General features: G+C 58.7%; 9 protein-coding genes. 3 read left to right on the forward strand and 6 right to left on the reverse strand.

Annotated features, from left to right (window positions below; translation table 11 throughout):
* Nucleotides 1-1,792: 1,792 nt before the first annotated feature.
* Nucleotides 1,793-2,023: a hypothetical protein gene (locus tag ABDK56_RS11080; protein ID WP_349808337.1), complete on the reverse strand. Its 231-nt coding sequence runs from the start codon at nt 2,021-2,023 to the stop codon at nt 1,793-1,795.
* 599 nt (nt 2,024-2,622) lie between these two features.
* On the opposite strand from ABDK56_RS11080, the gene ABDK56_RS11085 reads away from it, so the two are divergent.
* Nucleotides 2,623-3,177, forward strand: a complete 555-nt coding sequence (locus tag ABDK56_RS11085) for a hypothetical protein (RefSeq protein WP_349808338.1) — start codon at nt 2,623-2,625, stop codon at nt 3,175-3,177.
* Between the two features lie 336 nt (nt 3,178-3,513).
* A complete protein-coding gene (locus ABDK56_RS11090) occupies nt 3,514-3,903 on the forward strand; it encodes a hypothetical protein (RefSeq protein WP_349808339.1) in 390 nt (129 codons plus the stop codon).
* A gap of 283 nt (nt 3,904-4,186) precedes the next feature.
* On the opposite strand, the gene ABDK56_RS11095 is transcribed toward ABDK56_RS11090, so the two are convergent.
* The 4 genes from ABDK56_RS11095 to ABDK56_RS13180 form a co-directional block, all read right to left on the reverse strand.
* Nucleotides 4,187-4,492, reverse strand: a complete 306-nt coding sequence (locus tag ABDK56_RS11095) for a hypothetical protein (protein ID WP_349808340.1) — start codon at nt 4,490-4,492, stop codon at nt 4,187-4,189.
* A 1,418-nt stretch (nt 4,493-5,910) separates the two neighbouring features.
* Nucleotides 5,911-6,135 (reverse strand): hypothetical protein, encoded by a 225-nt coding sequence (locus ABDK56_RS11100; RefSeq protein ID WP_349808341.1) that lies wholly within the window; start codon nt 6,133-6,135, stop codon nt 5,911-5,913.
* A 598-nt stretch (nt 6,136-6,733) separates the two neighbouring features.
* Nucleotides 6,734-8,785 (reverse strand): TonB-dependent receptor, encoded by a 2,052-nt coding sequence (locus tag ABDK56_RS11105; RefSeq protein ID WP_349808342.1) that lies wholly within the window; start codon nt 8,783-8,785, stop codon nt 6,734-6,736.
* 97 nt (nt 8,786-8,882) lie between these two features.
* Nucleotides 8,883-9,032 carry a glycine zipper domain-containing protein gene (locus ABDK56_RS13180; RefSeq protein WP_502959299.1) on the reverse strand — a complete coding sequence of 50 codons (150 nt, stop codon included), beginning with the start codon at nt 9,030-9,032 and terminating at the stop codon, nt 8,883-8,885.
* A 232-nt stretch (nt 9,033-9,264) separates the two neighbouring features.
* Between ABDK56_RS13180 and ABDK56_RS11110 the strand changes: the two genes are divergently transcribed.
* Entirely contained in the window at nt 9,265-10,023 is a 759-nt protein-coding gene (locus ABDK56_RS11110; protein ID WP_349808343.1) for a hypothetical protein, read from the forward strand.
* 401 nt (nt 10,024-10,424) lie between these two features.
* Here ABDK56_RS11110 and ABDK56_RS11115 read toward each other — a convergent pair.
* Nucleotides 10,425-11,333, reverse strand: a 909-nt coding sequence (locus tag ABDK56_RS11115) for a hypothetical protein (RefSeq protein ID WP_349808344.1), incomplete at its 5' end; no start/stop codon positions are given.

The following is an 11,333-nucleotide window of genomic DNA, read 5'->3' on the forward strand; positions in this document are numbered from 1 at the left end:
TGAACAAGGCGGTTGCCAGCGCTGAATCCGCTGCTCCTGCGTCAATCTCCCGCAAGGCGTGATTCTGACGGTCGACGCAAGCGGACAGACGAAGTCCATAAGGACTGGAAATAATGGATGGATCTGTATGCCGGACTTGCCCACAAGCCCGGGGCCCGATCCAATGTGTTGGGATGCAAACGCCGGGAAGTGGCTTGACGCTTACAACGCGCATAAGCCGCCCCCTAACGGTGACGTCGGCTTGATTTACATGCTCGCAGGCGGCAGCGACGCAGGAAACACGGATCCTTACGCGACGAAGCCGCACCAAGGAGAAGACTGGGTTACCACTGGGCCGCACATCATGATCGTAGGATCCAAAGAAGTGCTAAGCGGCTATCCGGCGGGGACCAAACCCGACACTTCCGCGCCATTCGTCATGTGGGCTGGCACGCCTTACGCGCACTTGATGGTACCTCTAAAATAGCAAGCTTTGCAGCGGCTCGAGCGTCCGCTTACCGCGTAGCAGACGCCTTGTTCATTGCTTTGCAACCACTTCCCGCTAAGAGGTTTAAGCCCGAAGGGATACGTTCGGGAGAGGCAAAGACCGGGCTCGCTCCCACCCCCTGGTGAGCGAGCCCAACTTTTATTGCGCTGAGCTGCTTCCAGGTGGGAGAAGCAGAACTCAACCGAAAGCGCATGTAAAACGGTCGGTTCGTCCGGGAGTGGGATCTAAGCTATAGGCCTCTTCCGCGCTTAAGTCGGAAGAACAGAAAAGCAGCTGCGGCAGTGAGCACAAGTGCCAAGCCAATGGCAAACCCCCTCCAGAATTCTGGCTGCTTTTGGTGCGTTCCCTTCCCTGCCAACAACACTGAAGTTGAGGCGATAATTGTTCCCGATGCTACGAGCACGGCGATGCGGCGACGCTGATTCAAAGGTTACCCCCCCACGCTAAAAAACGCCCACCACTTGGCGCGCGGCAATTCTACGCTGTTGCGTTTCTATTGAACTTTTGTCTGACCCCAAACGTAAGCGACGCGCTCCAGCAGTCAACTTTGTGGTTGAGACCGCTGGAGCGGTAAAACCTTACCCCATGCGCGCTGGCAATGTCATCAAACGAGTGTGAAAATATCACGCTTGGCGAGGCCGAAGTGCCGCCGCCCGTGCAGTAGTTCAATGGCGCTAAGTTATTTCAACTTTCGCGGCGGGCAGATCAGGCATAATTAGCCGCATGCGACTCCCGCCGATAGATCGCCGGCCCTTAGGGCGCTGGTGGCTCCGGAACTGGATATTCGTGTCGATCCCGTTGCTCATTATTGTCATCTTGATCGCAACGGACTTCGTCTGACGTCGCGACCTGGACGAGATCAGCGAGGCCCTTAACCCGATCCGCATATGCGAATACTCGGGCTAAAAACTCGTTTAGGGTGGAGACCTTGGTCCCGCGAGTTGGAGAGCGGAAAACTTCGACAGCCGAATCGCTGCGAGAACCTTGAATGCCTCCGCCTACATCCGTTCAGGAGCTAAACCGGCTCGCATGCAACGCACGAGAGATTCCGCCGGCGAGAAACCGGATCAAACCCGAGATACGCTGATCCGGAATGCTGAGCATTGGGAGACTTTGGCTAACCGCGCCAACCGACTTCGATCGCTGAAGGCGGCCAACGCCGATCTGGTCGGCCACACCAACAGCTCGGTCCAAAGGGCGGAAGTCAGTCTGAGGAGCGCGTTTGCGCCCCCTTCACCCACTCACGGCTGAATCGCGCATACCGGCTGCTCGACGCCGCCCGGCGCGCTCGGGGGTGCGGTAAATCTAAAGCTTCGACGAACCCCTAAGCGCCTTATTGTAAAAGCAGTCGACGCCCTTCTGGGTTTCCCACTTCTTGTAGTTCTCGTCGTCGTTTTTTTCGAGATAGATCGCCGCGATCTGGCCAGCGAGAACGCACTGACGATTGATGTCCTTCGCCTGAGAGGCCTGATCGTATTGACCCTCAAGTAGTCTCGGCCGCTGATCGCATCCTGCGAGAGCCATCATCAGGGTCATTATCACGATTTTGCGCATGCCACTCCCGACTCGGTTCGGGCCCTAGCTCTAGAATCGAGCGTCGACAACAGCGTGCGTACCCTCAGCGCGATTTCGTGCAGGCAGACGGCAAGAACGCCAGAGCCAATTACTAGGAGAAGCTTAGGCAGACCACTTTTTTGACCGCAAGGGCGTTAGCGGCCAGTAGCCCGAAGGGCGGATTTGGGTGGAAAGTGGACGTTAGGCTTCGTCGACCGGTTCAACGTTTCCGACGATTAATGGTCGTCCTTCGGGCTGCGACATATCCACACCAGCTTCACAAAGAGCTGGCTCCAAGAGTCTTGCCGCATCCCATCCAATATGCCGAAACCAATCAGGGTTTTCGGACTGGCACGCAATAAGCGCCATTTGCCAGTTCGCCCAAGGGTGCTCTCGCCGCATGTTGGCTAACCGTGTCGGAATGTCGCGAACGATGTGGCGAACTGCGTCCTTGCGATACACACGCCGCTTATCCCCCAGCGAACCAATGACCGCAATGGGTCGTTAGCGGACGGTCCGCTTTCGACCCATTGCAGACATAAGAAGGTCTGTTACCCTGCTTAGACGACGGGGGCGGCGAAATGCATTTTCACTTACCTAAGCCTATGCACGGCTGGCGCGAGTTCGCGGGTGAAGTCGGGATCATCGTGCTCGGCATCGTCATCGCCCTGAGCCTTGAAGCGCTCGTCGCCGGATGGGAAAACGAACGCGTGGCGAACCATGCTCGCTCGGACATCCGTGAAGAGCTGACAAGCAACTCGAACGGTCTCCGGAAAATGATTGCGAGCCAGCACCAAGCGCTTCGGCGTTTGGCGATACTGCGAACATTCCTTTTGTCCGTATCCGCGGGTCGTCAAGGGCGGTTGCCGACGGGCTTTTCAATTCCAAGCGAGTTTGAAAGCATGGACACTTCGGCGTGGGATAGCGCAGTCGCCACCCAGGCGCTTTCCCACATGCCTTCGATGCAGGTGCACGCCCTTGCTCAGGCGTATTCGGGAAGCCGCGAGCTCAATGACTTCGAGCAGCTCGCCGTCAAGCAGTCAGTCGAAATGTCAAGCATAGCCACGACACCCGGCGAATTATCGGCAGAAGATGCCAAGCTGGGGAGCCGTCAAGTTTCAATCGCAATGGCCTAAAGTGCATCACTATCCGCCGCAGCTGTTGCCCTCTTGAAAATCAACAACCAGGCAATGGCCGCTATCTCGCCCGACAAGCGATGAGGCAAGAATCAGCTTTCCACCCGTTGCGGACATTAGGCCGGTGCGCGTCCGGTCTCCTTGTATGCCGCCTTCCCAAATGCTGCACGGGACCCTGGCCGCAAGCCCCGCAACGGCAGGCGTATCTGACAGCACTCTTGGGAGATTATGAACGTCTCACTACGCAGCGTTCAGAGGCCCAGCATGCGATATGCACTAAGTCTGATGGACAACCGCGGAATACGGAAGTCCGCGGTCGATTCGAGAGGTGATCCCATGTTACGGAAACTAGCCATCACGACGGGTCTTGCAGTTACGTCGCTTTTTGCGGTTGCGCCTGCAGCTTCTGCCCAGAGCGTTACTTTCAGCATCGGCACCGGCAGTGGCTATGGATACGACAGCTACGGCTACACCGGCGGCTATAACGGCTATGCGTATGGATACCCACAGCCTCAGACCTACGGCTATTATCAGGGCTACAATCCCTACACGTACGGAGCCTACAACGGATATTACGGCTCTGATGGTTACAGCACCTACCAAACGCGCGCTTACGTACTGGCTCAGCGGCGCCGTGCCGAGCAGATTGCGCGCTGGCAGCGAGAGCGAGCTCGTGAAGAATATCAAAGCCGAGGTGAGTGGGATAATGACGACGGCGATGATTAAGCGGCTCCGCGTGCCTGAGACTATTTGGCCGGAACGCCATCCGTAGAACGCGATAAAAAGACGAGCTCGGCGCCAAGCCGGGCTCGTCGAATGGAGGCCAACAGAGATCGTAAATTGCGGCAACGGATATCGGGTGCGTCAGTAGGAAGACGCTCGGCCTCAGCAACCGCTCGTGTCCCCCGATCGAATATTCGAGTTAAGCTCGCCGCGCCCCGACTTAAGCGCGGCCGGTGCGGGAAGAAGACGACGAAGGTGACGATCCTGCCGCGGCGTGAGGCTCCCTCTACTCAGGCAGAATGGCTTTCTGCGCGCGAGCGCTCGCACCGTTCAGCGTTTCGATCGCAACAGCATCGGTCTTCCCCGCTACAAGCGCGCTCATCGCGTTTCTCATGCAGCCGATTGCAACGGCCAGGTCCCACTTTAGTTGGTCGTTTTGAGCGGCTTGCTCCGCGTAGACCGAGGAAAAGGCCGTTAGATAATCGGCTGCCTCGTGAGGTGCCGTGTTGAGCTTCCCTTGGCTGTCACGCCAGAAGCGAGGCTCACGCAACCGTTTCACCAAATCTTCCGATTTCCGGCTCGACACTTTCATGCTCAATAGATGACACCGCGGGGACCGATGGGCTAGGGATTTGGCGCTCCCGTCGTTTCAACCGCATGTTAGCGGCGGGAGGAGTGCCGCGTTCGTTTCGGACGTCTGCCGAGGGCAATGCCCAGCATGCGGCACGCGGCACTCATGCCGGTCGCCGCGTAAATCGATCTTTCCCCCTTCAAACCGTTGTGCTCAATAGCTTCACTCCCCGTTGAATATCGGAGTCGGTGGCCCCGGGGGCATGCGCAACCGACCCCGGGGGTCACTTGCTTTTTGAAGTTTGGTTCGGTTCAAGATGCGTGGCGGCGGGAACGTTCGGCAAAGACCCCCTCACGCTGCCAACCTCTTCCATTTAATTCTTGCTTACGCGCGGACGGATTGATTTACTGCCGCCGACGACGGGTGGACGCGCCTTTACCGAGGATTTAACTCCCTGTCCGTTGTCACCCGCATTCCCAGTGACCTCGTGCGCTTGAGAGGTTGTCAATGCAGACCAGCAGATCAGATGAATTGCGTCGCCTGGCTTCTCAAGACCGCGCACGTGCCGAGCTTGAGCCACTCGGCAATGTTCGCGAAAGCTTGCTCCGAAGTGCTGCGCAATGGGAGGCGATGGCTGAGCGCACGTCCCGGCTGGAAGCGGGGCGGGCAAGATCTGCAGGGTCTGCCGTCACCCAAAGCCCGATAAAAACCCTGGAGCGATTACTGCGGGAAGATTTCGAAAAGTATCGGAGCTGACAGTCGTCGGGTGGACTCAGAGCCGATTGATCAGGACCGCCAGGCGTTCGGTGCAGTGCGCCTTCCGATCATAGATGTCAGCCAGCGACGTGAGCGCCGAGCGAGCCTCAACCGACGTCGCCTGAAGCGCGAGCGAACGTAAGGAATCCGCGAGTTTCCGAAATTGCTGGATCGTCAATATACGGAGTAGCCCCAGAGCCCGAGTCGGCCGGGCATTATGACCTTTCGATTAAACGAGTCGAATCCGGGACTTGCGTTCGCCGCTAGCGGACGGCGAACACAGCTGCGTCCGGGGAATTGCGAAGACGGAGGCGAGCGCGCGATTGCTGGATATTCGACAAGGCATGCCGAGAGCATCGCGGACCATCTTCAGTGATGACTGACGCCTTGTCGACGCAGCGTGGTTCGTCGCAGAACAGTCGCGTTGCAGTCATTCGTGGGGAGTCAGCAGAAACGGTTCGGACACGCAATATCTTTGTCTAAAGTGAACCTACGACCGGGAAGCGGTCGGCTTACGACTCATTGTGGACATTCCACTTTCACGCGAGGGTGCCTGATAGGCGCTGGCCGAGGGCAGCTTGGTCAGCATTCGACGCCGCGGCATTCTCATCAAATGAGGAAGCCGCCGCGACGTATAGGTCCGCGACGGCTTGTATTTCATCGGTAGAGCGTTCGACGCGACCCTATTTTTTGTCGGGAGTCGTAACCTTCACGGTTGGCACCTTCACCTCTTCGGTCTTCGAACCTACCTTAACGTCCGGCCCTTGAACGTTATAAGCGGGAAGCTGTCCACCGCTCGTCTTCACATCGACTTTCGGCATCTCGGCCTGCTTCGTCTGGCTTACCTTGCAAGCCGATGTCGCGAGTGCGGCCATGACCATCATAGTTTGAATAGCAATTTTCTTCATGTTGCTCCCTGACTTCAAAAATGCTCGGGGTGGAAAATTAGACGTTTTACCGGCGATAGCAGCGGTGGCGCGCCGTCAAACTGCGATCGATAGCCTTACCCGCCACCACGCCACCGACGCCGCCTGCTGCCGCACCAAGAACGCCATGTCCAAGGACCTGGCTTCCGACAACCGCACCAGTCACGCCGCCTGCAACGGCTCCCGTGGTTGCGGGGGAGTGTCGGCAGTAACGTGCACTGTACCGCGTGTTGCCGTAGTAGCGATGACGATGCCGTGCGTCAGCAGTTGACGCCATGCTTACCGCTGCACTGCAAAGCGCAGCACCAAACACGAGTGCGCGGGAGCTGATCTTCATGGGACGATCCTTTCGCTAGGTGTTACGGCCCTGAAACGTCAGACCCGTTGACCCGTTCCGGACAGCCCAACAAGAATTGCAGTTCTAGAAGGGTGGGATTGGCTATTCGCCCCCTTGAAGTTGCCCACGATTAGGCGTGGTGGGGAGCCGTGCTCCTCGTCGCGTAAGTGAGCCGGTAGCCCCCGGGCGAGTGCAACCTTCGCTCGGGGGCTATCTGCGAGGGCGAATCTGTTGTGCCTTTTTCTAGAAGCCCTGCTCGATCCCGATGGTGACTGCGCGCTGTCGACCCCATCGCGTCCAACCCCCCTCCAGAGCCGTCGCGTCATTGGTAGCGTAGCGAACGTTCGTCAGATTAGTGATGTCGACCCTAATGTCGGTCGGTCGGTCGAGAAACCTGGCGTGATAGACGGCGGCCACGCCGACTACCGCGTAGGTCGAATGACGACTTCGGTTCGGCCGTTCGGTAGCCGGACTTTCCATAGTTCCGCTCGACAGCAGAACGTCTCCGCTCAGACTTAGTCTCCCGAACTTCTGCGTGAGGCCTCCTGATGCGGTAAAGGGCCGATCACTCGCCAAAGGCAGATAGTCGTGAGCCGCTGAGGCAATCTCAGATGCAGATAGCAGTAAGCTGCCGCCAATAAGCCCTGACCCCTCTGCCTTGGAGATCGAAATATTCCCCCAAGCCGTCGTTCGGCGCCGGGCATAGGTCGCGGAAAGCTCAACTCCCCGTATCCGCGCGTGTTCAAACTCGAACGCGACTGGCGTCGCCGACCCGATACGCTGGCGCTCGTCGATATAATGGTGAGCCTTGCGCCAGTACCCATCGAATCCCAAGGTCAGCGCGCCTACCTTCTGCTGGAAGCCAGCATCGAAATAGTCATCGGTTTCGTCCGGCAAAACACCGGTGGCGGCCGTCTCGCCCAACGGCGAAGACGTCGCGTACCGGGCGTAGCCGACATGGAGTGTCGCGGTGCCCGATGGCTTCCAAATCACGCTTGCCCTCGGCTCGATTCTGGCTTTCGAGGCCACGCCGCGCAACCATTCGGCGCGGACCCCCGGATTGATCGTCAGCGCTGGGCTCAATTCCCATTCGTCCTGCACGTAGAGGGCGAGCGACGTGCGGGCATTCCGCGACAGGTCGCCCTCTAGGTCGAGTTCGCGAACGGATGACCGCGCGGCGAGAAGACCAAACCGCAAGGTGTGATCTTCGTTAATCGCATCGGTGCCGTCGATCTGGCTTCCCCAAGTTACCCGGTTTTCGTGCGAGTCACGGTCGAACCGCGCAACGTCTCTCGCGAAGCCGACGAAGCCGACGAAGCCCGAGGCCTGGAGGGTGAAGCCCTGCCTCGAGTGTTGGTAGGTAGCGACGCCGTACTCATCGCTGTTCGTTTCGACACCACTTGCAATGGCGGTCGTCCCGATCCGGTGCCGTTGGCGGGAGCCACCGTAGACGACTGAGACGCGATTTTCGTCGTCGATCACGCGATCGGCGAAACCAAGGCCTTCGAACCCGGTCCGCCGGTCCCCCGCCACATTGCCAAAGACATCGCCGACCCTCGCTCGCTCGCGTTCCAGGCTGCCTGAGGCGAACAGGCTGGTCTTCCCAAAGGATCCAGCCCATTCCACTGCAGGTTCGACCATTCCGTCGGTGCCAGCGAAAAGCTCTGCCTGCCCACCGTGCTGATAGAGGCCGTTCTTAGTCGTGATGCTGATTACGCCAGCAGGCGCGAACCCGTACTGTGCGGGGAGTGTTCCGGTCATAAGCCGTGTCGTTTGCGCCAGGCGGGAGCTGAGCTGGTCGGCCGGGTCTGAAATGACCCCGGGCACAATGACGTTGTTGATCCGCACCTGATTGGCCGGTGAGCCGCGGACATAGAGAGATTGCCCAGAAAGAGTGACCCCCGGAGCTTGGGAGAGGATGTCGGCGACGCTACCCGTCTCGCCACCGGGGCGATTCTCCACGGTGTCGTTGGTTAGCGAATAGACGGACGCTCCCAACTCGGCGTCGATTTGTGTCCTGGCAGCATCAAGGCGCCTCGCAGTGACGACGATCGGGCCAGCGGATTGGCCGCCTCCTTCATCGTCGTCACGTTCGACTGCCTTTGCGGGCGTCGCCTTCTCGTCTTGGTCGGCATCCGCCGAAGGCTGCGCGCGTCGGGTGGCGGCCGTGTCCGCGTTGCTTGCAGGTTGCTGTGCGGTTAATGAGCGCTCTGGATGTCGAAGCTGGTCGTCATCGTCATCGGCGGGTGGGGGAGCTGCTGCGTTCAATAGCAGTGCAGCTAGGAATAGCGGCATATCAGGGCCTTGATCGGGGAAGGGCGTAGGGAATGCCGATTAGGATAGCGGCTTAAACTTGAATGTCTGCTTTCCACCCTTAGCGGACATTCACGTTTCACTCGGGCGAGCTGCGATCTCGCCGGATTAGTCCGATTGCAACGCCAATGCCGATTCCGACCGCCATTCCCACCGGGATGTTATGCAGAGCAACGCCGAGCCCGGCGCCGATTGCGACGCCAACCCAAATGCCTTGACCAAGATTCATTCCTGCCGTCCTCCCGATTTCGCGCGCACAAGAACGATAGGAAGTCGCCCGAGACACATGCGCCGATCACGATAAGGATCTCAAACGACAAACTGTGCGGTGACCGGCGTCGCGCGCGAATATGACGATGACGGGAGCAAGGAAGTTCAGCAACAAAGCGGAAGGACAACACGTGCAGATTTTCGCGCACTCGCCGTTTGCTAATGAGAACGATTCGCACTAAGGCCTGCGGATGGTCAAAATCACACCTTGCTCGCTGGCAGCTGCCGCCATCAGTCTTGTATGCTCGCGTCCCGCTTTAGCGGGGCCGCCCAGCCTGGACGAAGTCGTTTACGGAGCGAAGGTCGAGCCAGGGATTAGCGAACTTGAGACACGATACGGACGCCTAACTGGCGGCCCGGCGGACGGCGAAGATGCGTTTGTTATCGAAGCCAGTCACGGCTTCTCGACGCGCTTCTACGGAGCAGCGCTAGCGATCGTCCCGCTAGACCCAGGTGGGCCCCGGAAATTAGATGCGTTTGCGTTAGAGGGCATCGCCCCTCTGGGCCCAATCAAGTCGCTTGGAATAGACACGGCCCTATACGTCGAACTCGAAAAGCCGATCCACGAGCCGGCCAATCTCGAAACAAAATTGCTGCTTGAAAAAAAGGTCGGGCGATTTGATTCAAGGCTGAACCTGATTAGCGAGAAAAGCCTGGGTCATGCCGAACCGATAGAACTTCGCTACGCCGCATCAGCTGATGTGGAGGTAGCTGAAGACGTACACGTCGGCGCTGAAGCATTCGGCCAGCTTGGCACAACTCGTAGAGTAACGGCCCGCGGTGATCACTATCTCGGTCCGTCCGTGAGCACCGAGTTCCCGGCCGGCCATGACCGCAAACTTGAATTGCGCGCCGGCTACCTACTCGCGATTGATCGAGCGCGGAATGAGGCCAAAGGGCAGCTTAGGGTCGGACTCGCCTTGGAGTTCGGAGATCACGACAAGGACTGACTGACGCGCCCAGACGGCCCGCTTTGCACCCAAACTCGCCGTCCAGGCGGATCAGAGGCTCACGACCCGTTGCGGACGGTAGGACTTTGGCTAAGCTCGCTCGGCGTGCGACGATGCGTGAGGGAGGCGCGAAGTGCCGGCACCTAAAGTTAGGCATCTGCCAAACCAGGCCGGACAAAGACGGCTATCAGGAAATCAAATACGAGAGCGACGGCAAGCCGTATTTCACGCCACGCTTCCGTTACATCATCGACGGCCATCAACCGTTCGCCGATGAGCTGCCCCATTGTGACGAGGTCGGGTCAGACGATTCATAAAGTCCAAGCGGACAGACGCGCTTCTTGATTAGCAATGTCCGCTTTCCACCCATTGCGGACATTCGCTCAGCGAAAATCTCCCTATCAAACCCCCATCATCGCTCGCGCTACGCCATGCCACCATGGCGTATCCCAAAGCAGGTTCACCGCCAGTGAAGCCGGAACGAATAGCGCAAGCCAAAGCCAATAGGCCCTGTGGACGTAATGGTTTCGATAAACGTCCCAGACGAACAACGGTGCGATCGCGGCGAGTAAATAGAAATCCGAAGCGATGAAACTCGCGGGCAGCTCACTTGGCAGCCAGGTCATTCTGTTGACAGCTGCCGGGAACGAAACGGCGGTCGCCAGAAAGACCATACGTTTGTGAAAACCGGCATCCCTGGTACGGGCAAACACGGCCAGCGCCATCAAGAACGGAAAGAGGATCCCGGTCCGAATCTGGATCAACTTGGCATTGTCGGATCGCGCCAGGGCCGCCTCCAGTCTGTTGTGCTCGGGTCCGGGCGGGGCAGCTTGGAGGGCATCCCAGATCTGATGATACATCACGGACGCGAGGTTTAGTCCAACGACCACGAGTGCTGGCACGAGTAGAAAGGCGAGTAGGCCTAGGCGCATGTGCAGCGCGCTTCTGCCCATGGCCATCAAGGTCGCTTGTGCGAGCAGCAGCAACAGGAACGAGCCGGTGAGCACTGCGTGAACGTGCATGATCAGCGGGAACGGAGGACGTTGTCCTGACTGCACTGCCCCGATAATCCTCACCGAGTCGGGGAGAAAGCCGGCCAGAACGATCACAATGAACCAGGCGGCGGTGATAACGAAGATCCACCGGTCGAGAGAGTGGGCGCGCGGCGTTCCTAGCAGAACGTCGAGTTCGCGATCAGGGTAGGTGATCCCACGCGCAACAGTCGCCATAGCAAACCCCCTGCCATGCCCTGTGACGGCTGCTTCATACAGGAAAGTTCGGTCGAATGCGAATGTCTGCTTTCGACCCAA

Source organism: Sphingomonas sp. ASV193, assembly GCF_040203355.1.
Classification (GTDB): domain Bacteria; phylum Pseudomonadota; class Alphaproteobacteria; order Sphingomonadales; family Sphingomonadaceae; genus Sphingomicrobium.